At 68.6% G+C, this 22,033-nt stretch carries 25 protein-coding genes; 12 read left to right on the forward strand and 13 right to left on the reverse strand.

What is annotated here, in order from left to right:
* The first annotated feature begins 223 nt into the window (after window positions 1-223).
* Window positions 224-1,795, forward strand: a complete 1,572-nt coding sequence (locus ACIA5H_RS20545; RefSeq protein WP_397077079.1) for a hypothetical protein — start codon at window positions 224-226, stop codon at window positions 1,793-1,795.
* Window positions 1,796-1,882: 87 nt separating this feature from the next.
* On the opposite strand, the gene ACIA5H_RS20550 is transcribed toward ACIA5H_RS20545, so the two are convergent.
* Window positions 1,883-2,419 (reverse strand): PadR family transcriptional regulator, encoded by a 537-nt coding sequence (locus tag ACIA5H_RS20550; RefSeq protein WP_379254173.1) that lies wholly within the window; start codon window positions 2,417-2,419, stop codon window positions 1,883-1,885.
* Between the two features lie 141 nt (window positions 2,420-2,560).
* Here ACIA5H_RS20550 and ACIA5H_RS20555 point away from each other — a divergent pair, with 141 nt between their 5' ends.
* The 4 genes from ACIA5H_RS20555 to ACIA5H_RS20570 all read left to right on the forward strand — a co-directional run bounded on the left by ACIA5H_RS20555 (window position 2,561) and on the right by ACIA5H_RS20570 (window position 5,755).
* Window positions 2,561-3,433 (forward strand): SDR family NAD(P)-dependent oxidoreductase, encoded by an 873-nt coding sequence (locus ACIA5H_RS20555; protein WP_379254174.1) that lies wholly within the window; start codon window positions 2,561-2,563, stop codon window positions 3,431-3,433.
* Window positions 3,430-4,272 (forward strand): SDR family NAD(P)-dependent oxidoreductase, encoded by an 843-nt coding sequence (locus ACIA5H_RS20560; protein ID WP_379254176.1) that lies wholly within the window; start codon window positions 3,430-3,432, stop codon window positions 4,270-4,272. The genes ACIA5H_RS20555 and ACIA5H_RS20560 overlap by 4 nt, the downstream gene beginning before the upstream one ends.
* Window positions 4,273-4,335: 63 nt before the next feature.
* Window positions 4,336-4,941, forward strand: coding sequence for a ClpP family protease (locus tag ACIA5H_RS20565; RefSeq protein WP_379254177.1), 606 nt, complete (start codon window positions 4,336-4,338; stop codon window positions 4,939-4,941).
* 220 nt (window positions 4,942-5,161) lie between these two features.
* Window positions 5,162-5,755 (forward strand): ClpP family protease, encoded by a 594-nt coding sequence (locus ACIA5H_RS20570; RefSeq protein ID WP_379254179.1) that lies wholly within the window; start codon window positions 5,162-5,164, stop codon window positions 5,753-5,755.
* On the opposite strand, the gene ACIA5H_RS20575 is transcribed toward ACIA5H_RS20570, so the two are convergent.
* On the reverse strand, window positions 5,756-6,142 hold the full coding sequence (locus ACIA5H_RS20575; RefSeq protein WP_355075777.1) for a helix-turn-helix transcriptional regulator: 387 nt from the start codon (window positions 6,140-6,142) through the stop codon (window positions 5,756-5,758).
* Between the two features lie 129 nt (window positions 6,143-6,271).
* Between ACIA5H_RS20575 and ilvD the strand changes: the two genes are divergently transcribed.
* The gene (gene ilvD / locus ACIA5H_RS20580; RefSeq protein WP_355075779.1) at window positions 6,272-7,978 is read left to right on the forward strand and encodes a dihydroxy-acid dehydratase; all 1,707 of its coding nucleotides are present in this window, start codon (window positions 6,272-6,274) and stop codon (window positions 7,976-7,978) included.
* Between the two features lie 314 nt (window positions 7,979-8,292).
* On the opposite strand, the gene ACIA5H_RS20585 is transcribed toward ilvD, so the two are convergent.
* From ACIA5H_RS20585 to ACIA5H_RS20600, 4 genes are all read right to left on the reverse strand, one after another.
* Complete coding sequence (locus ACIA5H_RS20585; protein ID WP_379254183.1) at window positions 8,293-9,021, reverse strand: alpha/beta fold hydrolase; 729 nt, start codon at window positions 9,019-9,021, stop codon at window positions 8,293-8,295.
* 37 nt (window positions 9,022-9,058) lie between these two features.
* Entirely contained in the window at window positions 9,059-10,024 is a 966-nt protein-coding gene (locus ACIA5H_RS20590) for an alpha/beta hydrolase (protein WP_397077080.1), read from the reverse strand.
* Between the two features lie 38 nt (window positions 10,025-10,062).
* Complete coding sequence (locus ACIA5H_RS20595) at window positions 10,063-10,785, reverse strand: alpha/beta fold hydrolase (RefSeq protein ID WP_397077081.1); 723 nt, start codon at window positions 10,783-10,785, stop codon at window positions 10,063-10,065.
* A gap of 103 nt (window positions 10,786-10,888) precedes the next feature.
* Window positions 10,889-11,896, reverse strand: a complete 1,008-nt coding sequence (locus ACIA5H_RS20600; RefSeq protein WP_397077082.1) for a GlxA family transcriptional regulator — start codon at window positions 11,894-11,896, stop codon at window positions 10,889-10,891.
* Between the two features lie 77 nt (window positions 11,897-11,973).
* On the opposite strand from ACIA5H_RS20600, the gene ACIA5H_RS20605 reads away from it, so the two are divergent.
* A complete protein-coding gene (locus ACIA5H_RS20605) occupies window positions 11,974-12,585 on the forward strand; it encodes a TetR/AcrR family transcriptional regulator (protein WP_355075788.1) in 612 nt (203 codons plus the stop codon).
* Window positions 12,586-12,609: 24 nt separating this feature from the next.
* On the opposite strand, the gene ACIA5H_RS20610 is transcribed toward ACIA5H_RS20605, so the two are convergent.
* Window positions 12,610-13,473: a helix-turn-helix transcriptional regulator gene (locus ACIA5H_RS20610; protein ID WP_379254189.1), complete on the reverse strand. Its 864-nt coding sequence runs from the start codon at window positions 13,471-13,473 to the stop codon at window positions 12,610-12,612.
* Between the two features lie 137 nt (window positions 13,474-13,610).
* Between ACIA5H_RS20610 and ACIA5H_RS20615 the strand changes: the two genes are divergently transcribed.
* Complete coding sequence (locus tag ACIA5H_RS20615; protein WP_397077083.1) at window positions 13,611-14,534, forward strand: SDR family NAD(P)-dependent oxidoreductase; 924 nt, start codon at window positions 13,611-13,613, stop codon at window positions 14,532-14,534.
* 125 nt (window positions 14,535-14,659) lie between these two features.
* Here ACIA5H_RS20615 and ACIA5H_RS20620 read toward each other — a convergent pair whose 3' ends face one another.
* Window positions 14,660-15,082, reverse strand: coding sequence for a hypothetical protein (locus ACIA5H_RS20620; RefSeq protein ID WP_379254193.1), 423 nt, complete (start codon window positions 15,080-15,082; stop codon window positions 14,660-14,662).
* 151 nt (window positions 15,083-15,233) lie between these two features.
* Between ACIA5H_RS20620 and ACIA5H_RS20625 the strand changes: the two genes are divergently transcribed.
* Complete coding sequence (locus tag ACIA5H_RS20625) at window positions 15,234-16,247, forward strand: Ppx/GppA phosphatase family protein (RefSeq protein ID WP_397077084.1); 1,014 nt, start codon at window positions 15,234-15,236, stop codon at window positions 16,245-16,247.
* Window positions 16,248-16,255: 8 nt separating this feature from the next.
* Here ACIA5H_RS20625 and ACIA5H_RS20630 read toward each other — a convergent pair whose 3' ends face one another.
* Entirely contained in the window at window positions 16,256-17,206 is a 951-nt protein-coding gene (locus tag ACIA5H_RS20630) for a serine/threonine-protein kinase (RefSeq protein ID WP_379254197.1), read from the reverse strand.
* 188 nt (window positions 17,207-17,394) lie between these two features.
* Window positions 17,395-17,811 (reverse strand): hypothetical protein, encoded by a 417-nt coding sequence (locus tag ACIA5H_RS20635; RefSeq protein WP_355075798.1) that lies wholly within the window; start codon window positions 17,809-17,811, stop codon window positions 17,395-17,397.
* A gap of 230 nt (window positions 17,812-18,041) precedes the next feature.
* On the opposite strand from ACIA5H_RS20635, the gene ACIA5H_RS20640 reads away from it, so the two are divergent.
* Window positions 18,042-18,197, forward strand: a complete 156-nt coding sequence (locus tag ACIA5H_RS20640) for a DUF6011 domain-containing protein (RefSeq protein ID WP_397077130.1) — start codon at window positions 18,042-18,044, stop codon at window positions 18,195-18,197.
* A 114-nt stretch (window positions 18,198-18,311) separates the two neighbouring features.
* Here the strand turns inward: ACIA5H_RS20640 and ACIA5H_RS20645 are convergent, their stop codons facing one another.
* The 3 genes from ACIA5H_RS20645 to ACIA5H_RS20655 are packed head-to-tail and all read right to left on the reverse strand — an operon-like array spanning window position 18,312 to window position 19,661.
* Window positions 18,312-19,163 carry a class I SAM-dependent methyltransferase gene (locus ACIA5H_RS20645; RefSeq protein ID WP_379254198.1) on the reverse strand — a complete coding sequence of 284 codons (852 nt, stop codon included), beginning with the start codon at window positions 19,161-19,163 and terminating at the stop codon, window positions 18,312-18,314.
* A 4-nt stretch (window positions 19,164-19,167) separates the two neighbouring features.
* Window positions 19,168-19,509: a VOC family protein gene (locus ACIA5H_RS20650; protein ID WP_397077085.1), complete on the reverse strand. Its 342-nt coding sequence runs from the start codon at window positions 19,507-19,509 to the stop codon at window positions 19,168-19,170.
* The gene (locus ACIA5H_RS20655; protein WP_355075803.1) at window positions 19,506-19,661 is read right to left on the reverse strand and encodes a CopG family transcriptional regulator; all 156 of its coding nucleotides are present in this window, start codon (window positions 19,659-19,661) and stop codon (window positions 19,506-19,508) included. The genes ACIA5H_RS20650 and ACIA5H_RS20655 overlap by 4 nt, the downstream gene beginning before the upstream one ends.
* 148 nt (window positions 19,662-19,809) lie before the next feature.
* On the opposite strand from ACIA5H_RS20655, the gene ACIA5H_RS20660 reads away from it, so the two are divergent.
* Window positions 19,810-20,442, forward strand: coding sequence for a TetR/AcrR family transcriptional regulator (locus ACIA5H_RS20660; RefSeq protein WP_379254201.1), 633 nt, complete (start codon window positions 19,810-19,812; stop codon window positions 20,440-20,442).
* Between the two features lie 285 nt (window positions 20,443-20,727).
* Complete coding sequence (locus ACIA5H_RS20665) at window positions 20,728-21,969, forward strand: PucR family transcriptional regulator (RefSeq protein ID WP_397077086.1); 1,242 nt, start codon at window positions 20,728-20,730, stop codon at window positions 21,967-21,969.
* Window positions 21,970-22,033: the final 64 nt, after the last annotated feature.

Consider the following 22,033-nt stretch of genomic DNA (forward strand, 5'->3'; position numbering starts at 1 on the left):
TTCAGCATAGAGCGATCAATGGTCTGGCGCGCGGGGAAGGAAGTGCCTGCGACCGCCGGGAAATCACGTCGCACAGCGTGTGTCGTCCGCGGCACGCCGAATAGTTTTGCGAGATGGCAAATGAACAGTTTCGCCGGTAGCGGTGGATCGACTATGAATGAAACGTGCCGTTGCCATACGTGATCACTTGTCTGCCATCGCGTCTCCCGTGCGGGGAGCGCTGATGGTCATCGAACATCCCATCGAGGACGAGGTTACACAGCTGGCGAGGCGGGTCGAGAAGGCCCGTGGACGGCTCGCCTACCAGTTCGATCCCGCGCTCACCGAGGCGCTGTCGGAGGACGAACTGTATGCCGAACGTGAGCTCGCCGAACGGATCCGCACCCAGGAGCGCGGACAGCGCTGGAAAGAGGCGCAGGCTGCCGCCGCGGCATCCGACCGCGCCAGGCAGACCACCGAAGCGATCGAGAAGGCCGACATGCGAGATCTCCTGCTCGCCCGCAAGGCGATTGCCGCGCAGCGACGCGAATCCAGCCCGCACGCGAAGCTGGCCTCGCTGTATCGGCATCGGTCCTGGTCGCTGCGCGCGCTGGCGGGTGTCGTCGCGGCGGGCATGTTGTGGTCGGCGGTCAACGTCCAGCACAACATCGCTCCCGGCGGCGCGACCGATCCGCTCTACTGGTTCAGCTACCTGCTCGAAGGCATGATCAGCGTCTGCCTGATCATCATCATGATCGGCACGAACAAGGTCGCCGAATGGGGTGTGATCGACAACCGCCGCCAGGTCGCGACGGCCGAAGTCGCCCTGCTGGCGCTGACCGTCAGCCTCAACACCTATCCCTACTTGCGCGCGGGCGCCTGGTACGACGCGGCCGTGCACGCCATCGCGCCGGTGATGATCGGTGTCGCGCTGCTCATCCACGACGCCGCGAGCGCTCGCTACGGCCTCGCCATCGCCAGGGCCACCGAGCAGGTCCGTGACCTGCCCGATCCGGCCGAGCAGATCCGGCTCACGCTGCCCAGATATCGCGCGCCGGTCGCGCCCGAGGCGCCGAGCGCTCCACCCGAACAGAGGCACTACGAACCGCCTCCTGTTGTCGCGGCGCCTCCGGAGGAGGTCGTCGAGCAGGACGTGGTCGAGGTCGCCGAAATCCAGTTCCTGCCGGAGGTCTCCGACGAGGAGCCCATGGCCACGGTGAAAGCCGAGAAGAAGCGGCCTCCGGTCGAGGCGCCGCGCAAGCCCGTGCTGCCCGAGTCCATCGAAGATCTCGACGCGATGGCGGCTTTCGACGCGCGCCCCACGTCGCCGGTGCAGGTCAAGGACACCGACGTCATCGTCACCAATGGCGGTGCGCCCGCCGCCAACGGGAAGAAGCTCGCTGCGAACGAGCCCGCACCGGTATCGGCCGCGAAGGCCGAGTCCCGGCCGGCCGCGCGCGTGCCGGCCGAAGACTCCGCCGCGGCGAAGGTGGTCGTCCGGCAGACGCCGCCGGCCAAGCCGCGTACGCCGGTGGCCGAGGCGGAGGTCTCGACGGCCGAGATCCCGGCCGTCACCCGGCAACCGCTGGCGGACAGCAAGAGCGACAGCTCGACGCCGGAACCGAAGAACGGCAAGGACAGCCCCGCGCCCGACGTCGCGCAAGCGCCGACGGCTCGCCCGCCGGACATCTACGACACCGGTTCGTTCCGCGTCGCCGACATCCTCGAGCAGGAACTCGCCGAACTGCAGGCCGAACGCCGCCGCGCCCGCACCAGCAGGCAGCGTTCCGCCTCCACCGCGGGTCGCGAGTCCTAGCGATTACGCCCTCCGGTAAGGATGCCCGCCGGCGCATCACGCGCCCGGCGGGCATCGGCGTCTTCCGATCGGAATGCGCTGGGATCGTTAGGATTCCGGCTCGGACAAAGGCGCTGTCTTCGCCCACTCCGCCCACTCGGCGAGGGCGTCGTACAGTCGGACCGCGGCTTCGACCGTGACACGCATCGAGCGGGTCTGCGGGGAGTCGCCGAAGTCCCCGCGGTCTTTGGCGTTCGCGTACTCGCGGTAGATTTCCGCCTTCTCCCGGTAGAACCGGGCTTCCCTGGTGAGGTGCGCCTCCAGTTCGTCGGAGTTCAACAGCCAGAAGAACAACGAGCGCAGGACCGGTTCCAGACGGATGGTGTGGTCCACATCGACGTGCACCAGCCAGCGGCGCAACTCGGCGACGCCGTCGTCGGTGATGCGGTACTCCTTGCGCCGGCGCGGGCCCTCCGCCGCCGCCTCGACCAGTCCTTCTTCCGCGAGCCTGGTCAGCTCCCCGTAGATCTGGGGATGCTTGGCGGGCCAGATCGCGCCGAGCATCTCCTCGAATCGGCGCGTCAGGTCGTAGCCGCTGCCGGGCTGGTCGGCGAGAAGTCCGAGTAACCCGTGACGCAGTGACATCGACGCTCCCTATTCCGTGATCGGTGGCCCGGCTGGAGCGTACCTCTGTCGTTCTGCCGTAGTTCACCGTCTTGACTGTTCCGACATGTAGCTTTATACATGTTGCATGGAACATGTGGTTGCTTACTTATGGAGGCTGATATGACGACTCAGGGTTCGAAGGCGGTGCTGATCACCGGTGCGGGCGGCGGAATCGGTTCGGCCACCGTCGAGGCATTCGCCGCGCGGGGCTACCGCGTCTACGCCGGAGTGCGGACGCTGCGAAACGCCCCCCGGTTCGGGCACGCGAACGTCGTGCCGGTGGAACTCGATGTGACCGACAGCGCGGGCGTTCGCCATGCGCTCGACGCGGTCGCGGCCGACCGTGGCCCAGCCGGGTTACAGGTGCTGGTGAACAACGCGGGCGTCATCGTGCAGGGGCCGCTGGAGCTGGTCCCCGACGCGGAACTGCACCGGCAGTTCGACATCAACGTCTACGGCCCGCACCGGGTCCTGGTGGCCGCACTTCCGCTGTTGCGGGCTGGCGGCGGCCGGGTGATCAACATCAGCGCGGCGAGCGCTCGCACCGCGATGCCGTACCTGGGACCGATCTCGGCGAGCAAGGCCGCGCTCGAATCGTTGTCCCACGCGGCACGCGTCGAGCTCGCGCCCTGGGCCATCCCGGTCTCTGTGGTGGAGCCGGGCGCGCTCGAGACGACGATTTTCGCCAAGGCCGAATCGGCTGCGCGCGAAGCACTCTTGCTGGCCGACGCCGACCGTGTCGAGCTCTACCGCGCACAATTGGCCGCCGTCGAAAAGGCGCTGGCGGAACAGAAGACACGGCCGGTCGGCACGGTGGTCGACGCGATCGTGCGGGCAGCCGAGGCCAGGCGGCCCAAAGACTGCTACGTCGCGAGTTCGGACGCACGCATGCTGCGGATGCTCGCGTATCTGCCTTTCCGCCTGCGCGATCGGGTGATCGCCGGTGCATTGGGCTTGGGCAAATCCGACGTGGCGGCCGGAGCGGCGCGATGAGCCGGATCGTGTTCGCCGGAGCCACGTCCGGGCTGGGACGGCAAGCGGCACTGCGGCTGGCTAAGGACGGCCACGACCTCGTGCTGGTCGGCCGCGACGCGGAAAAAGGCGCGCGGCTGGCTCGCGAGACCGGTGGCCGGTTCGTGCGCGCGGATCTGGCGGTCTCGACGGGTATCGACCACGTCGCGGAGCAGGTCGCCGAGCGGTTCGACGGCGTGGACATCTTGATCAACAACGCCGGTGTCATGACGCCCGAACGTCGCGTGACCGGCGAGGGAATCGAGCTGAATCTCGCCGTCCATCATCTCGCGCCGTTCTCCTTGACCGGACGACTGCTGCCGTTGTTGTGTCGCGGCGGCGGCCGGGTGGTCAACGTCAATTCCGAAGGCCACCGGCAGTCGATGTTCCGCGCGGGCCCGGTGCGCATCGACTTCGACGACTTGCCCAGCGAGCGGAACTTCGACCCGTTCGTGACCTACAGCCGTACCAAGTTGGCCAACCTGTTGTTCACCTACGAACTGCGTCGCAGGTACCCGCAATTGACTGTGGCCGCACTGCATCCCGGCTTCGTGCGCACCGACCTCGGCCGGGAATTCCCACGGGCGCGGGTGGCGATGCTGCACCTGACGGCGTTGTCCGCGCGGCAAGGCGCCGCGCCGGTCGTCCACCTGGCGACGACGCGGGATGTGGTGAACGGGGCCTATTACAACCGCTTCACCGAGACGCGCAGCTCGGACGCGTCCTACGACCGGGATACCGCGCTGCGGCTGTGGGAGGTGACCGAACGGCTGCGTGGCCCGTTCGCCGCCCCGGTTCGGGATCCCTCGCTCGACTGCTGAGAGCGGATCTGCCGAGGGCAGCGGGGGAACGGTCCGGCGCCACGCGTGCGGCACCGTGGAGCCATGGCTCACGATGACAAGACTCCGATGTTCAGCTGGCGGGCACGCGAGCAACTGCTCAGTCGCCGCATCGTCGTGCTCGACGGCGCGCTCGACGACGACAACGGGACGCTGCTGATGACCCAGCTGCTCACGCTCGCCGCCGAGGATCCCGAGGCGGGTATCTCACTGTGGATCCATTCGCCGGGCGGATCGGTCCCCTCGATGCTCGCCATCCGCGACGTCATGCGGCTGGTGCCGTGCGAAGTCGCCACGCTCGCGCTCGGATTGGCTTGCAGCGCAGGACAATTTCTCTTGTCGTCGGGCACCAAGGGTAAACGTTTCGCGCTGCCGCACGCCCGGGTGCTGATGCACCAGGGATCGGCGGGCATCGGCGGCACGGCCGTCGACGTCGAGGTCCAGGCCGACGATCTGCGCTACACCGTGGACACCGTGCTCGGGATCATCGCCGAGGACACCGGCCAGCCGTTCGATCGGATCTACGAGGATTCGCTGCACGACCGGTGGTTCACGGCCGCGCAGGCCAAGGAGTACGGCTTCATAGACCACATCGTCGACTCGTTCGGGCAGATCGTCCCGCAACGCCAGCGAATCGGGATCTCGGCATGATCGGTCAGCCCCGGAGGCGGCAGCGCAGCGTGACCACGGAGGGGCCCGATCATGCCGGAAGCGGGCACAGCATGATCGGTCAGCCCCGGAGGCGGCAGCGCAGCGTGACCACGGAGGGGCCCGATCATGCCGGAAGCGGGCACAGCATGATCGGTCAGCCCCGGAGGCGGCAGCGCAGCGTGACCACGGAGGGGCCCGATCATGCCGGAAAGGACACAGCGTGAGCACCTACACCATCCCGAATGTGATCGCCCAGCATCCGCGTGGCGGGGAGCGGATCACCGACATCTACTCCCACCTGCTCGCCGAGCGCATCGTCTACCTCGGCACGCCGATCGACTCCGGGGTCGCCAACGCGCTCATCGCTCAGCTGCTGCACCTGGAATCGGAGAGCCCGGAGCAGGAGATCAACCTCTACATCAACTGCGAGGGCGGCGATCTGTCCTCCATGCTCGCCGTGTACGACACCATGCAGCACGTTCGTTCGCCCATCCAGACCACCTGCGTCGGCCAGGCGATCGCGGTCGGCGCGGTGCTGCTGGCGGGCGGCGAGCCGGGCCGTCGCGCCATGCTCCCGCACGCCAGGGTGGTGCTGCACCAACCCGCCGCACGTGGACAGGGCGCGATTCCCGACCTGATCCTGCAGGCCGACGAGCTGGTGCGGCTGCGGGCGGAGATCGAGTCGATCCTGTCCCGGCACACCGGGCAGTCGGTGGAGCGACTACGGCACGACACCGACCGCGACCGGGTCTTCACCGCGTCGGCCGCGATCGAGTACGGCCTGGTCGACCAGGTCCTGGGACGGCGCGACTGATCAGGCCGCCAGGGCCATGAGCGTGGGCCCGGTGCCGGAACGCGGCGCCGACCGCGGCAGGAGGGCGATGCGGCGGCGCGCGCGTAGTTCGTCCGCCACCTGGCCGGTGAGCTCACCCAGCGTGGTGGCGAGCGATCCGGCCAGGGCGGCGATCATCTCGCTCGACGGCTCCTTGCGTCCCCGCTCGACCTCCGACAGATACTGCGGGGAGATGCCCGCCCGCCGGGCCGTCTCGACCAGCGTCTCGCCGCGGTCCTGCCGCAGGGTGCGCAACTGTTCGCCGAGCACCTCGCGCCACAAGGGTTCCGGCGGCGTTCGCGAGTCCGGTTGAGGGGTGCGGTCATCGCGTCCACCGGGAATCGAGTGCAGTCTCGGGTGCTCGCTCATGAGCAGAGCGTACGGTTCCGGGCCGCCGGAGTGCCCGGCATTACGCTCAGGGCGGACGAGCGGCGGGTCTTCGCGAATTCGGCGTGGTCGTCGCGGTAATCGGCGCGGAGGCGAGCATGATGGGAAACCGTGCCCGAGAACTCGAAAGTCCCCGATCTGAAACCGCGCAGCCGTGACGTCACCGACGGGCTGGAGAAGACCGCCGCTCGCGGGATGTTGCGCGCGGTCGGCATGGGCGACGACGACTGGGAGAAGCCGCAGATCGGCGTGGCCTCCTCGTGGAACGAGATCACGCCCTGCAATCTGTCTCTGGAGCGACTCGCCCGGGGCTGCAAGGACGGCGTCTTCTCCGGCGGCGGCTTCCCCATGCAGTTCGGCACCATCTCGGTGTCCGACGGCATCTCCATGGGACACGAGGGGATGCACTTCTCCCTGGTCTCACGTGAGGTGATCGCCGACTCCGTCGAGACGGTGATGCAGGCCGAGCGGCTCGACGGTTCGGTGCTGCTGGCCGGCTGTGACAAATCGCTGCCCGGGATGCTGATGGCCGCGGCCCGGCTGAACCTGGCGAGCGTGTTCCTGTACGCGGGGTCGATCCTGCCCGGCATCGCGAAGCTCTCCGACGGCAGCGAGCGCGAAGTGACGATCATCGACGCATTCGAAGCGGTCGGCGCCTGCGCCCGAGGGTTGATGAGCCGTGACGACGTCGCCGCGATCGAGCGGGCGATCTGTCCCGGCGAAGGCGCATGCGGCGGCATGTACACCGCCAACACCATGGCCAGCGCGGCCGAGGCGCTGGGCATGTCGCTGCCCGGCAGCGCGGCGCCGCCCGCGACCGACCGGCGCCGCGACGGTTACGCCCGCCGCAGCGGCGAGGCCGTGGTCGAGTTGATCCGCCAGGGCATCACCCCGTCGGACATTCTCACCAAACCCGCTTTCGAGAACGCGATCGCGGTCGTCATGGCGTTCGGCGGCTCCACCAATGCCGTGCTGCACCTATTGGCCATCGCGCACGAAGCGAATGTCGACCTATCGCTGGACGATTTCGCGCGCATCGGTCGCCGTGTGCCGCACCTGGCGGACGTCAAGCCCTTCGGCAACCACGTGATGACCGATGTGGACCGGATCGGCGGCGTGCCGGTCATGATGAAAGCCTTGCTCGATGCCGGGTTGCTGCACGGCGACTGCCTGACCGTGACCGGACGGACGGTGGCGGAGAACCTGGCCGACATCACCCCGCCGGACCCCGACGGCAAGGTGATCCGCGCGATGGCCGCGCCGATCCATCCGACCGGTGGCATCACCATCCTCTCCGGTTCTCTCGCGCCGGATGGCGCCGTGGTCAAGTCGGCGGGTTTCGACTCCGACGTGTTCACCGGCACGGCACGGGTTTTCGATCGGGAACGGGCCGCGATGGACGCCCTCGAAGACGGCACGATCGCGGCCGGCGACGTGGTCGTCATCCGGTACGAGGGGCCGAAGGGCGGTCCCGGGATGCGCGAGATGCTGGCCATCACCGCGGCCATCAAAGGCGCGGGCCTGGGCAAGGACGTGTTGCTGCTCACCGACGGACGGTTCTCCGGCGGCACCACGGGCCTGTGCGTCGGGCACGTCGCGCCGGAAGCCGTCGACGGCGGCCCGATCGCCTTCGTGCGTGACGGCGACCCCATTCGGCTCGATGTCGCCGAGGGCACGCTCGACCTGCTGGTCGATGCCGACGAACTCGCCCGCCGCCGCGCCGGCTGGGAACCGTTGCCGCCCCGCTACACCCGCGGCGTCCTGGCCAAGTACACGAAGCTGGTGGGCTCGGCGTCGATCGGTGCCGTCTGCGGCTGACGGATGCTCGATGCCGCGCACGACAGGGCCGAGTATCGAGGCCGCGCAGGCTGAGAACCGTTGCCGCCGATTGCATCGCAATGTCGTATCGAAGTACGCGGAGCTGGTGGCCCGGGCTCGATCAGGGCTGTGCGGCTGAGGAATTCGGTGCAGCGCAAGGCATCCGGTCCAGTACTGCGACAGTGCCTTGCTCTGTGAACTGGTTGTACGGCTCGACGGCTCGCCGCCAGTCGAGCTACGGACGAGGGGATGGGTCGGGCCCGCGCGGGGGAATCTCCCACCGCGCGGGCCGCTTTGCGTGACCGCGCGGATCCCTAACCGGCGGCGGCTCGGGCGATCAGCTCACCGACCACGTCGGGAGCGGACACCGAGACCGCGTGCGAGGCCGAGACCTCGACGATTTCGGCGCTCGCGCGTTCGGCCATGAACCGCTGCGCTTCCACCGGAATGTTCTTGTCCTCGCCGGTGACCAGCGCGAACGACCGGATATCCCGCCAAGCGGTGGCGGTCGCGGGCTGTTGCAACGCGTCGAGGGCGACCGGTCGCTGGGTCGCGGCCATCAGCTCGGCCGTGGCGGCGGGCACGTCGGCGGCGAACTGCCGGTGGAATTCCGCCTGCCGGATGTAGAGCTCGGTACCGGTTCCCCCCTCGGGAAGCGGATAGGACGCGGCCCGGGTAGTGGGCCCGAGCGTCGATCCGGGGAACTTGTCGGTCAATTGCAGTGCGCTCTCGCCTACATCCGGAATGAACGCGGCGATATAGACGAGCGCTTCGACGTCGCTCCGTCCGGCGGCGGCGACCGTGATGACGCTTCCGCCGTAGGAATGGCCGACCAGGACGCTCGGCCCTTCCACGGAATCGAGTACCGACGCGACATAGGCCGCGTCACTGTCCAGACCGCGCAGTGGATTAGCGGCCGCGATCACGGGATGTCCTTGTGCGCGCAGCCGTTCGACGACCCCGTTCCAGCTGGAGGAGTCGGCGAACGCGCCGTGGACCAGCACGATGGTCGGCGTGGAAGGACTGACGGGCTCGGTGCTCACAAGTGTGGTTCCTTCGAATCGGGTGGTCGGGGACCGGTCAGTCGGTGTACAGCGCGGACCGCAACGTCGCGACGGCCTGCGCCACCGCGGCTTTGGCGGCATGGGTGTCGTGCAGCGAGTTGACCATCACGAAGTCGTGGACGATCCCGCCGTAGCGCACCTGGGTGACCGGCACGCCCGCGGCGCGCAACTTGCCCGCGAAGGCCTCGCCCTCGTCGCGCAGCACGTCGGCTTCGGCGGTGATGACCAGCGCGGGCGGCAGCCCGGCCAGTTGCTCGGTGGTCGCCCGCAGCGGTGAGACGGTGATCTGCGCGCGCTCGTCGGCGCTGGTGGTGTACTGATCCCAGAACCACTTCATGCCCTCGCGGGTGAGGAAGTAGCCCTCGGCGAACTGCTGGTAGGAGCCGGTGTCGAAGTTGGCGTCGGTGACCGGGTAGAACAGCACCTGCTGAACGAAGGAGACGTCGCCGCGCTCCTTGGCCATCAGGGTCAGCGCGATGGCCATGTTGCCACCGACCGAGTCACCCGCGATCGCGATCCGGGACGAGTCGAGGCCCTTCGCCGCGCCCTCCGCGGTAACCCACTGCGCCACCCGGTAGGACTGCTCATTGGCCACGGGGTACCGCACATCGGGCGACCGGTCGTATTCGGGGAAGACCACGGCGGCGTGCGTGCCGACGGCCAGGTCGCGAACCAGGCGGTCGTGGGTGTGCGCGTCGCCGAAAACCCACCCCGCGCCGTGGGTGTAGATGATCACCGGCAGCGTTTCGGTGATGCCCTGCGGCTTGACGATCCGAACCCGCACCGAGCCCGTCGGCCCGCCCTCGACCGTGATCCACTCCTCGTCGACCTCGGGCTTGAAGATCGGCGCGTCCTGCACGGAGTCCACCGCCTTGCGCCCCTCTTCGGGCGGGAGCTGGTAGAGGAACGGCGGCTGCGAGGTCGCGTCGACGAACTCCTGCGCCGCCGGTTCGAGCGAGATGCCCAGCGGGTTACCTGACATGATCGTGCCTCTCGTAGAAGTGGTGGAACTGCGGTGATTCAGGCGGATCGATCGATCGCGTCGGTGATGGCGGCCACGACTTCGTCGGGGTGGGTCTGCATCACCAGGTGTGGTCCGTCGATCTCGACCACCGCGCGCATTCCGGCTCGCTGGTAGCCGAATCGTTCGACGTCGGGATTGATGGTGCGGTCGGCGCCGGACACGATGCCCCAGGCCGGTTTCGTCTTCCACGCGGCCGCCGAGGCGGGCTCGGTGAACGCGAACGCCGACAGCTGCCGCTGCGAGACCGCGAGGACCGCGGCCTTCGCCGGGTCCAGGCCCGCGGCGAAGACGTCGGGGAAGGCATCGATGGCGACCGAGACCTCTGTGCCGGGCTCGTCACCCTCGCTCGGGTACGGCGCGTAGACGAGGTTGGCCGCCAGATCGGAATCCGGGAATCCGCCCTGTAATTGCCCGAGGCTCTCGCCTTCTTCCAGGGCGTAACCGGACACGTAGACCAAGCCCACCACGTTGTCGGCGACGCCTGCCACGGTGATGACGGCGCCGCCGTAGGAGTGGCCGGCCAGCAGGACGGGGCCGTCGATCCGTTCCACGAACGACTTGATGTAGGCCGCGTCCGCCGACAGGCTGCGGTTGAACACCGGGGGAACCACGACGCGATAGCCCTGGTCGAGCAGCCGTGCGGTGACGGGGGACCAGCTCGAGGCGTCGGCGAAGGCGCCGTGCACCAGAACGATGGTCGGACTTGCCGGGGCGGACATCGGTTTCCTTTCTCCAGCGCTCGGTGAGCGGCGCTGTGGCCGACTCAGTCTCGGCCGTAGGCCCCGCCGCGCGCCCCTCCCCACGGGCCACAAAAGCCTCCGTTCAGGACACGGCCTGCTCCAGCGCCGGATCGATCCGGGCGGTCGACCGGAAACGCTGCTGGTACTTGCGCGGGGAAATGCCAACGCGTGCCACGAAGGCCCTGCGCAACGCCTCGCTGGTGCCGTACCCCGCGGCCATGGCGGTCTCCGTCACGCTGTATCCGGCGTGCAGCATGTCCCTGGCCGTGCCGAAGCGGATGAACGCGACGTATTCCGCGGGCGAGCGTTCCAGTTCCGCGCGGAACAGCCGGGTCAGATGCCGGACGCTGACCCGTGCGTGGGCGGCCAGCGTCTGCACCGTATGCGGATAAGCGGGGTCCGCGCAGATCAGATCCACCACCCCGCGCACCAGCGGGCTGCGCGGCGCAGGTCCGGTGAGCGACGCGGAGAACTGTGACTGACCGCCCGCGCGCTGCATGTAGACCACCAGCGCCTGCGCGACGCGCCGCGCGACGTCGGCGCCGTGGTCCTCTTCGACCAGCGCCAGCGCGAGATCGACGCCCGCGGCGACCCCGGCCGAGCTGTACAGATTGCCGTCCCGCACGAAGATCGCGTCCGGGTCCACCTCGATCGACGGATAGCGTCGCGCGAGCTCGGTCGCGAATTTCCAGTGCGTCGTCGCGCGGCGCCCGTCGAACAGGCCCAGATCGGCCAGGACGAACGCACCGCTGCAAATGGACGCCAGCCTGCGGGTGTTGCAGGAAAGATGCCGCGCGGCCGCCAAGACCTCCGGTGTCATGAACTTCCCTGGTGGCAGCTCGCTGCCCGGAATCACCACGGTGTCGAAACGACCCGCGTCGGCCGCCGCGCAGCTCACCTCCACCCGCGCGCCGATCGAGGTCTGCGCGTCCTTGCCGTCGGCCGAGACCAGCACCACCTCGTACCCCGCCACCGACTGATCGGCCTCGACGAACACCTCGGCGGGCCCGACGAAGTCGAGCATCTTCACGCCGTCGAAGACCAGGATGCCCACCCGTTTGCTGGGCGAGGCGGCGAATTTGTTGGACATGTCACCATTATTGTGGAGGCACGGCTCCAGAACAAGCGATGTGCCGCAGTTCGCACGCCGATTGGTACGGTGAGCACATGGGACGGCCGCGACGATTCGACGAGTCGAACCTGCTCGACGCCGCGACCGAGTTGTTCTGGTCGAAGGGTTTCGACAGCACTTCGGTGGAAGACGTCTCGCTCGCGACCGGCGTCGGGAACGGGAGCATCTACGCCGCCTACGGCAGCAAGCGCGGACTGTTCCTGGCCGCGTTCGAACGCTATTGCGAGGGCCGTGCGCGTCTGGTGCGCGATGCCATCGGTACGGCGGGCGGTTCGGCGCGCTCCGCGGTGCGCGCGCTGTATCAAGCGATCATCGAAGACTGCGCGGCGCAACCGGATCGGCGCGGTTGCCTGATGATCAACAGCATCGCGCAGCTCGGCACCCGGATTCCCGAAGTCGCCACCATCGGCAGCCGCACCACCACCGAGATGGAGCGGGGCGTCGCCGACCGGCTGCGGCCCGCGATGCACGACGCGGGAGACGACGACGAAGCCACGCTCTCGGCGGTCAGCGCCGCTGTCGTGGTGGTCGCCCAGGGCCTGATCCAGCTCAGCCGTCAGGGATTTCCCGCACAGCGGCTGCACGAGATCGCCGATGTGTCGAGCGCGGCCTTACCGCGGGAATGGGCCGATCAGCTCGTGCACTGACCCGGGACGTCGATGGCCGTGCGTTCAGGGCAGTGTGCCCGCCGCGCGCCCGTTGGTGACGCGCAGGAGGTCGAGCTTCCCCGCGTCCTCGCTGCCGCCTGCCGCCGTGTAGGTGACCATGCGGAGGTCGGCGCCCGGGACGACGAGGACGTCGCAGTCGAGGGTGATGTCGCCGAGCTCGGGATGCCGGACCGTCTTCCGGTCGCTGGTGTGCTGCGACGCTGTCGCCGTCGTCCACAGCTGGGCGAAGGCGGCGGAGGTGTCGCGCAATTCCCGCACGAGACGATCGAGTCCCGCGTCGGCGGGATAGCGGGACACCGCGTCCTTGAGATCGGCCACGATCGACGCCGCGAAGGCGCCGTGCCCGCGGTCGGACCGGAACGGACGCATCGAGGCGCGTGCCGCGCCGGTGCCGAAAACCGCACGGGCGAGGTTGCGCTCGCCGACCGGGACCAGCGCGGGGTCACCATGCAGCCCGCTCCACATGCCGTTCCACCACAGCAGCGTCCAGTCGGCGCCGAACACGCCGATCGGGACGTCGCCGAGGCGGGCGGTGAGCCGTTGGATGCCCGGCGGGACATGCGTGCCGATCGTCCCGTCCCGCGGGGGCAGCAATCCGGCTGCGCGATACAGCTCGTCGCGCTCGGTCCTGGACAGTTGCAGGGCCCGCGCGAGGGCGCCGACCACCTGCGCGGAGGGGTTACGCGCGCGACCCTGCTCCAAGCGCAAGACGTAGTCGACCGAGAGTCCGGCCAGCTGCGCGAGCTCCTCACGGCGCAATCCCGGAGCACGACGGCCGCCGGTCACCGGGAACCCGGCGTCGGCGGGCGCGAGACGATCCCGCCAGGTGTGCAGGAGCGCGCCGAAATCGGAGCGAGCGGAAGCCATGCGCTCATTCTCGCCACCGCGCGCCGCATCAGCCTGGGTACTGTCAGTCCTGGTGACGGGCGCGGCACTGGCTGCCGAGGGCCGCGGCGGCGACCATCGAGGCGACCGACGGGCTGTCATCCAGGGAAGGAGCCGCTATGCCCTCGACCATCGTGATGACCGGGGCGAGTCGCGGGATCGGCCGCGTCGCCGCGGAGCGCATCGTGCACGCGGCGCCGCAGGCGCATCTCGTCGTCGCCGCACGCGGGTCCACCGGTGCGCGACTGGCGGCCGAACTCGGCGCGGGCGGGCACCGGGTCTCGCACGTCCCGGTGGACCTCGATTCGCTGGACAGCGTGCGATCGGCCGCGGACGAGATCCGCAGCAGGCTCGACCTGGGCGAGCTGCCGCCGCTGCACGGTTTCGTGGGCAATGCGGGAATCCAGTACACGAACGCGCTCACCGAAGGGCCGGACGGATTCGAGTCCACCTTCACCGTCAACGTGCTCGCCAACCACCTGTTCATCCGCCTGCTCGAGGATCGCTTCCGCACTCCGTCGCGCATCGTGATCACCGTGAGCGACACTCACTTCGGCGACTTCCGGCACAACTTGGGCATGGTTCCCGGCCCGGTCTGGCGGTCCGCGGACGTCCTCGCCCGCCCCGGCGCGTTCTCCGAGCCGGGCGCCACCGCCGCCGGGCGCACCGCGTACTCGACGAGCAAACTCGCCGCCATCCACCTCCTGCACGAGTACGCCCGCCGCCTGCCGGACGGCATCGATGCCATCGGCTTCAACCCGGGCTTCGTTCCCGGCACCGACCTCGCTCGCAACGCGGGTCGGGTCTCCCGGTTCGCGATGCGCCGCGTCCTGCCGGTATTGACCCGCACGCCGTTCGCGACCAGCCGCGCTGCCGCCGGGCGTCATCTCGCGGACGTCGTCCTCGGCGCCACCGCCGCGCCGACCGGCTCCTACGTCGACCGCGACCGGGTCGCCCGCTCGTCGGAGGAGTCGTACGATCCGCCGCGCGAAGCCGAACTCTGGGATGCTGTCGAGCGGCTCATCGCGCCTTATGCGGCCTGAGCCGGCGCAACTTTCCCTCCTGATCGGCAGGACCGGCCGGGTGATCGGAGAGAACTCGACGCAGGTCTTCGGAGCCGGGTAGGTCGAACCGCTCCGGATCACCGAGCGTATCTCCGCGAGTCACCTCACAGGTAGGGGAAGCAATCGATATCGCGGTGCGTCAGGCAGGGCTGCTCGACGGGCCGCAGCCAGCGGGCGGGGACTCGCAGCGGTTCGACCTCGGGCAGGCGCACGGGCCGATCCTCGCCGTCGAACAAGGTCCCGCGCACCCGGAACACACCCATCGGCAGTCCGAGCGCGTCGGCTTGCTCGCTGGTCAGGACCACCGCGATGCGGGAGTTCGCGGTGATCCGCAGCCCTTCGACGGTGGTCGGCTCGCTGGTGTGGTCGATGCCGGTGACGGTGAGCCGGAACCGGCCGCCGCGCAGCCACGACCACGCCCACGTGAGCGAACCCGGCTGGTCGCAGTCGGGGTAGCGACTGCGTGGCAAGCGCTGCGGGACCAACACCATATAGGTGCACCCGACCTCGATATCGCGGGTCCGCATACCTTTCAGCGTGGCCGCAGCACCGGCTCATCGCAAGGAAACCAGCAAATCAGCGCTACACCGGGGCGGACCCGAAGGCGTAGGCGCAGCCGGCCGCCGAAACCGCGCCGGAGTCGGGTATGAAAGCCGCCGCGCGGGGTAGGCGGCAGGTGTGCGACTGGGTGTGCTGGACATCGGTTCGAATTCCGCGCAGTTTCTGGTGGTGGACGCCTCTCGCGGGGCGCCTCCGTTGCCACTGCGCGCGTTGAAGGAGCCGGTGCTGCTCGGCGAAGACATCGACGCGGCCGGGGTGATCACCGCGGACGGGGCGCAGCGGGTCGCCGACGCCGTCGAGCGGGTGCTGTCCGAGGCCACGCGCTACGACGTCGACAGCTTCTACGCGTTCGTCACCGCGGCGATCCGCGACGCGCCGAACCAGCGGGCGGTGCTGGACAAGATCGAGGCCGCCAGCGGCATCCGGCCCCAGTTCCTCAGCGGCGTGCAGGAGGCGCGACTGACGTATCTGGCCGTTCGCCACTGGTTCGGCTGGTGTGCTGGCACGCTGCTCATGCTCGACATCGGCGGCGGCTCCATGGAGATCGCACTCGGCCGCGACGCCGAGCCGAGCCTCGCGCTGTCGCTGCCGCTCGGCGCGGGCAGGCTCACACGGGCGTTCTTCGCCCAGGACCCACCGCGCCGGTCGGAGCTCGAGCTGATGCGCAGGCACATCCGCGACTGCCTCGGACAGGTGCGCGACCGCTTGCTGTGGGAAGGCACCCCACGACACGTGATCGGCAGCTCGAAGACGTTCAAACAGCTCGCTCGCCTCTCGGGAGCCGCACCGCAACGCCACGGGCCCTTCGTCGCGCGCACCTTGCGGCGGGGCCAAGTGCATGGCAGCGTCCGCAAGCTGGCCGCCATGCCTGCCGAGAAGCGGGCGGCCCTGCGCGGGGTCTCACCGGCACGCGCGAGTCAAATCCTGGCCGGAGCGATGGTGGCGGACGCGACCATGGCGGCACTGGACATCGACTGCCTGGAAGTGAGCCCGTGGGCCTTGCGAGAAGGGGTCGTCCTGGAACACATCTCCACGCGCGTCGACAGTGACCGGACGCTGCCGTTGCACGCGCTCGAGCTGCCGCGGCACGGCCCGGAGTCCCCGGTCAGCGTGCTCCCGCGACGGATGTGATCAGGGGATCAGCGGTTGCCGAACGCTTTGCCGCCGAATCGTCCGAATGCGGCATTCATCAGTGGCGAGCGGGTGACCGTCACTTTGAGGCGGTTCAGAATGGGGGCGATGGGGCGGGGGTCGACGTCGCGAAGCGCCTCGGTGAGCAGGCGGACGAGTTCGGCGCAGGAGTCGTAGCGGTCACCGGGGGCTTTCGCGAGTGCCCGGTGGAGGATCGCGTCGACCTCGGGCGGGATCCAGCGGTGCTGTGCGGACAGCGCCGGGGGAGGCTCGCGCAGCTGCGCTTCGGCGGTGGCCATGAGGTTCTCGCGAGAGAACGGCGTGTGGCCGGTGAGCAGCTCGACGGCGGAACAGGCCAACGCGTACTGGTCGGTGGCCGGTGACACCGTCTCCGCCCGCAGCAGTTCCGGCGCGGCATACGGCACCGATACGACGACGAACCCGTTGGTGGCCAAAGGCGGTTCCGGCCGATCCAGCCACCGCGCCGAATCGAAATCCGAGATCTTCACCGTCGACTCGTCCGTCCCGACCAGCACGTTCGCCGGTTTCACGTCGAGATGGACCACTCCGTTGGCGTGCGCGAAATCCAATCCCGCCGCGACGTGCGTCAGTACGTGGAGCACCCGCCGCAGGTCCGGGTACCGATGCGGTGAACGCACCAATGTCGAACCCGTCGCGCCCGCCACGTACTCGTGTGCCGACCACAGCCTGCCGTCGGTTTCCCCGTGCGTGTACATCCGCACGATGTCGGGGTGTCGCAACGCCGACAAGATGTCGAACTCGTGCACGAATCGGGCGCGCGCCTCGGGTGACCGACTGTCCTCGGGCCCCAAGATCTTCAAGGACACCGGGCGTGACCACTCCGGATCCTCGGCCAGGTACACGTGGCTGCTGCCACCGTGTCCCAGCGGGGCCCGCACGACGAAGCCCGCGAACTGGTCACCTGGTTCTAGCAGCACCGCCTCACCATAGTGCGACGCCCCCAGCCGCACGCCCGTGTTTGCCTTCGGTGTGCCCAACGGCACTGCGCCCGCGCGGTGAGCGCGATGATGCCCGCCGACGCGCAGCCTGCGGGACGCGAGACTGCTCCCGCCGGCCCGAAGGTCGTGGCACGACACATCAGGCCGACGGGCAGCACGGCGGTGGGTCAGACGAGGGTGATCTTGAGGGTGTAACCGGCCGCCGAGCCGTCGGCGGAGGTGACGAGGATCTGGTAGTCGTTGCCGTCGGCGACGAGATCGGCGTGCGGTGCCTCGTTGGCGACCTGCGGCCCGATCAGCGGGGCCACCGAGACGCGGGCATTGCCCGCGACGTCGAAGCTCAGGCGCTGCCCCGGCGCGGTGGCGATGGAGTAGCTGTCGGCCTTGCCCTGCCCGACGTTGCCGCTGATCTCGGCGCTGTTCTGGCCGGGAGCGATCTGCAGGCGTTGCACGACGCCGGGAACCGAAGGAATACCGGGCGCGGCCTGGGCGGTCGCTGCCCCTCCGGCCGCGGTGAAGCTGACGACGGCGAGCACCGCGGGCACGGTACCCACCAACGAACGAATCAGTCGAGAAGCGGTCATGGGCACCATCTTTCCTCAGCGCGTGTGCGAGATCTCATGCGGCTGCGGTAAACCGATGGCTACGCCCGGGGATCGCGCGTGGTCACCGCACAGACGAAGGCGCCCCAGTGACCGATCACGGATGGAAACACCGGCAATGGACGGGAGATGTCGGTGCCTCATGCCACACTGGCGGTGTAGTCACCTGGCCAGAGGAGAACGAATTGGCCGACATTGATGACCGCCCCGTGGTGCGACTGGTCGCGCATTGCCGTCGCTGTCACGGTTGGCTGCTGTCGCCACAATCGGTCGCACAAGGAATCGGCCCGACCTGTGCGATCCATGAACGCGCGGAGCTGCGCGCCCAATCTACCCGAGAACTCACTCTTTTCGACGTCGCGGCGTAGCCGGGGTTCGGTGCGTTGTCCGGCCGACCCGAAGATCCTGACCGGGTCGTCCCGCATCGAGTCCATAGCCGAGCTGTGGCATGGGGAGCGAGACGGCCCGGCGGGCCGATGCGTTCAGGTCGTCGCGATCAGAATCTGTTCCGATTCGGCCGGTCGCAGCCCGTCGGTCCGGTCGGCGAAGTAGCGGCCGGTCAGCTCCGCGGCGGAGACGTGCCGGGTGGCGGCGAATCCCGCGTCTTCGGCCAGCCGCACCATTTCCTCGGGACGGAAGAAACTGATGAACGGCGTGCCGGATCGGCGGGCGCCCTCCTCGGCGAATCCGCGCATAACCTGTTCATCGGCGTCGACGAGTTCGAGCGGCAGCAGGAAGGTCGTGACCAGAGCGGAGCCCGGCGCGAGCGCCGAAAGTTGCTGCAGAGTAGCGATATTCGCCTCGCGGGTCAGGTACATCGACACACCGGTGGAGGCGACGAGCGCCGGACGGGCGGGGTCGAAACCGGCCTCGAGGAGCCGCTGCCACCACGCGTCCACTTCGAAATCGACCGGAACCAGCCGCAACCACGGCGGGATGTCGAAGCCGAGTTCGCTGAGGCGCTGCCGTTTCCATGCCTGCGGTCCGGGTTGATCGACCTCGAAGACGGTGAACCGCGCGGCCAGCTCCGGTCTGCGCTGGGCGAAGGTGTCCAGTCCCGCGCCGAGTACCACGTACTGATCCACGCCGCGCTCGGCCTGCTCGGCCAGCAGATCCTCTACGAAACGCGCCCGGGACACGATGCCCGCGCGCATCGGCGCGGTGGACCGCGGATCCATGTCCGGGCGGTCCCGCCAGCCGTCCTCGGGCGCGGCCAGGCGTAGGCCGACGCGGTCGTCGAACACGTGCGGCGCCTGGTCGTGCAGCGCGTGCACGGCTCGCCACAGCGCGACCCGGACCGCAGTGCTGTCCGGCGCGATCGTCTCGGGTGTCATCGGCTCACTCCTCTCCCGGGGCCTGCAGGCTCCATACCCGCCCGTCCGGGTCGTGGACGGTCATCTCCCTCGTCCCGTAATGGGTCGGCTCGAAGTCGGTGCGGACCTCGACACCGTCACCCGGACGTACCGCTGGGCTCGCCACCTTCAGCACCAACCGGGTGCTCGTCTGCTGTGTCGGCGGCACCTCGGCCACGAAGACGTAAGCTCCCTCGCCGTTGCGGAACTGGCCGGAGTTGTGATCGGTCTCGAAGTCGACCGTGAAGCCGAGCCCTTGCAGGAATTTCGCCATCCGGCCCCAGTTGTGGGTCTCCAGGAACACGGCCTCGATGCCATCGGTGGTCATTGCCGATCCTCTCCTTCGTCGTCGAGGTAGGCGCGCAGCGCGGCGGTGACCAGCGCCGACAACGACATCTCCGACTCGATCGCCCGATACTTGACCTGCTTGATCAGCTCGATCGGCAGGTAGACGTTGAACTGCTTCACTTCCTCGGCCACGAGGCAATGCTAGCAAACTAGCATGCTAAGGGACAGGGTTCCAGCATCGACCGTCGATCGGGTCATCGAACCCGAGTTCGAGCACGACGCCGGTCGCTGTGGTTAAGATGAGCGACGCTCATTTTCCGTGGACGGGCGGGAGGAAGTCATGCCGCCGAAGGCTGTCGGTCAACGTCGTCGCCCCTCGCAGGCGCGGGCCAAAGCGACCAGGGAGCACATCCTGGACACAGCGGCGCGGCTGTTCGGCGAGCGCGGTATCGCCAATACCTCCACGAACAAGATCGCGGCGGAAGCGGGCGTGAGCATCGGCACGGTCTACCGGTACTTCGCCGATCGCGGTGTCCTGGTCGAAGAACTGCTCGAGCGGTTGCTCGAAACGGTGGAGCGGCGTTTCACCCAGCGTGTCTTCGACTTGTCGGGAAAAACGATGCATCAGGTCGCCGCCGACATCCTGGGCGTGATCACCGAAGAGCTGGTGGCCAATGCGAAGTTGGTGCGCGCGCTCGTCGCAGGCGTGCAGTTCTACAGCAGTGGCATTCCCGAGTTCGAACCGCGGCTGCGCCTGCTGGTGAAAGTGATGCTGATCCAAGTGCTCGGTCCGGGCGACGATCACGAGTACGACGTGATGACCTTCGTCGTGATCAATACCGGTTTCGCGGCTGTCTTGCGCGCGTCCGCCCTGGAGGTCGACGACCCCGCGCGCGCGGAGGCGATCGACATGACAGCGCGGATGATCGGCGCCTGGGCCGAAGCCGAGGCGGCGGCGCGCGCCGCCGTCTGAGCAGCTGTGGCGCTCTGCGCAAAAAAGTGAGCACCTGACCATGTATGTGGTGCGCATGAGCTTCCCAAATCGGGCTTTCCTTCATGATCTTCGCTGGTCAGAGCTTATTTTTCCGTTACTTCCCCAGCCGCCCGAAGCGGAGTAGCAGCTGAGTCGGCCTGCGGTTTACCGTTTTTCCACGGACCGAACGGCAGATAGTGCCGCGGACACCGCGAGGTAGTCACGGTCGCCGATCGAGCGCGAACCCGACGCTCCCTCGGTTCCACGGCGACAAGGAGGTCACCAGTGACGATCGAGAGCATCGCCCACGTCGAATCCAACAAGGCGCGGCGCGTCACGCCGCAGACACCGAAAACCCACCGGGCCGCCGCGAAGGTCGTCGCGCACCTCATCGATTCCGCCGCGTTGCCCGGCGGCACGGCCGAGGCGGAAGCCGCTGCCGTGGTTCGGATGTGCTTGGAGTGGGCCGTCCAGCGATTGAACGGGCAGGAATCGACCGGACGAACCGACATTCTGCAGACAGCGGCGGCGGGATGGGCCAGGAAGGGGATCCCGATCGACGGCATCCTCCATGCGATCCACGCCGGGTTCAAATTCGGATTGGGCATGCTGTTCGCCGACGAAGACGGCCGCGCCGACCTCATCGCGGGCGCCGCCGTCACGCTCGAGCTCTTGAACCTGATCACCGCGACGGTCAGTAAAGCGTATGTGCGAGAGTGCAAAGCCGTGGCGGCCGAGGACCACGCCGCGACGCACACCTTGACTTCGGCGCTGCTCGGCGGGCACGCGTCCTCGATGATGGCTCGCGAATGCGGAATACCGGTCGCCGACGAGTATTTCGTGCTCGCGGTCGCGGTGCCCGCGCATCCCGACGAAAGCCTTCCCCAGCTCGACAGCCGAGTCGTCGCCCGGCGTAAGCTGCGCCGCCTGCAGTCCGGCCTCGCCGACCTGTTCGACGGCCGGGCGCTGTCGCTGCTGTCGGTCGACGGAGGAACGATCCTCATTCCCACCACCCAGCTCAGCGCCCTCGATCTCGACGGCGTGGTCGACAAGCTGTCCGCGGCGGCGCGCGTGCCGGTCACCGCCACCGTCGTGACCGCCGGTCCCCGGCAGGTCTCCGTCGCCGCTGCCCAAGCCCATGAGTTGCTCGACACCGTAGAGCAACTCGGACGCGAACCCGGGTTGTACAGATTCACCGAACTGGCGCTGCAATATCAGCTCACCCGGCCCGGCATCGGCCGCGATGTGCTCGGCACCCGAGTCGCGCCGCTGATGGAACATCCGGACCTGTTGGAGACGCTGCGGATCCACATCGACAACGACCTCAACCGCCAGCGCACAGCTCGGCAACTCCATGTGCATCCGAACACCGTCGATTACCGGCTGCGCCGAATCGCGCAGCTCACCGGACTCGATCCCGCCGACGCCAGGGGACTGTGGTACCTGCGTTCAGCGCTGATCGTCTGGACCGACGACGGCACCCGGCGGCTCCCCGCCAATGCCAGGCGAATGGCCGACTCGCGGTAGTCCGCAGGCCGCCTCGCCCCCTCGACAATCCGCGATGGAGGTGCGAAGAATATCCGGACGCGCG

Origin of the sequence: Nocardia sp. NPDC051900 (genome assembly GCF_044452545.1) — a bacterium.
GTDB classification, from domain to species: Bacteria; Actinomycetota; Actinomycetes; order Mycobacteriales; family Mycobacteriaceae; genus Nocardia; species Nocardia sichangensis.

Coding starts and splice junctions, on each gene's coding strand:
- ACIA5H_RS20545 (WP_397077079.1), top strand. CDS start 224: ATGGTCATCGAACATCCCATCGAGGACGAGGTTACACAGCTGGCGAGG.
- ACIA5H_RS20605 (WP_355075788.1), top strand. CDS start 11,974: ATGGGACGGCCGCGACGATTCGACGAGTCGAACCTGCTCGACGCCGCG.
- ACIA5H_RS20600 (WP_397077082.1), bottom strand. CDS start 11,896: ATGTCCAACAAATTCGCCGCCTCGCCCAGCAAACGGGTGGGCATCCTG.
- ACIA5H_RS20565 (WP_379254177.1), top strand. CDS start 4,336: ATGGCTCACGATGACAAGACTCCGATGTTCAGCTGGCGGGCACGCGAG.
- ACIA5H_RS20595 (WP_397077081.1), bottom strand. CDS start 10,785: ATGTCCGCCCCGGCAAGTCCGACCATCGTTCTGGTGCACGGCGCCTTC.
- ACIA5H_RS20660 (WP_379254201.1), top strand. CDS start 19,810: ATGCCGCCGAAGGCTGTCGGTCAACGTCGTCGCCCCTCGCAGGCGCGG.
- ACIA5H_RS20560 (WP_379254176.1), top strand. CDS start 3,430: ATGAGCCGGATCGTGTTCGCCGGAGCCACGTCCGGGCTGGGACGGCAA.
- ACIA5H_RS20635 (WP_355075798.1), bottom strand. CDS start 17,811: ATGACCGCTTCTCGACTGATTCGTTCGTTGGTGGGTACCGTGCCCGCG.
- ACIA5H_RS20620 (WP_379254193.1), bottom strand. CDS start 15,082: ATGCGGACCCGCGATATCGAGGTCGGGTGCACCTATATGGTGTTGGTC.
- ACIA5H_RS20555 (WP_379254174.1), top strand. CDS start 2,561: ATGACGACTCAGGGTTCGAAGGCGGTGCTGATCACCGGTGCGGGCGGC.
- ACIA5H_RS20610 (WP_379254189.1), bottom strand. CDS start 13,473: ATGGCTTCCGCTCGCTCCGATTTCGGCGCGCTCCTGCACACCTGGCGG.
- ACIA5H_RS20645 (WP_379254198.1), bottom strand. CDS start 19,163: ATGACACCCGAGACGATCGCGCCGGACAGCACTGCGGTCCGGGTCGCG.
- ACIA5H_RS20550 (WP_379254173.1), bottom strand. CDS start 2,419: ATGTCACTGCGTCACGGGTTACTCGGACTTCTCGCCGACCAGCCCGGC.
- ACIA5H_RS20590 (WP_397077080.1), bottom strand. CDS start 10,024: ATGTCAGGTAACCCGCTGGGCATCTCGCTCGAACCGGCGGCGCAGGAG.
- ACIA5H_RS20575 (WP_355075777.1), bottom strand. CDS start 6,142: ATGAGCGAGCACCCGAGACTGCACTCGATTCCCGGTGGACGCGATGAC.
- ACIA5H_RS20650 (WP_397077085.1), bottom strand. CDS start 19,509: ATGACCACCGATGGCATCGAGGCCGTGTTCCTGGAGACCCACAACTGG.
- ACIA5H_RS20615 (WP_397077083.1), top strand. CDS start 13,611: ATGCCCTCGACCATCGTGATGACCGGGGCGAGTCGCGGGATCGGCCGC.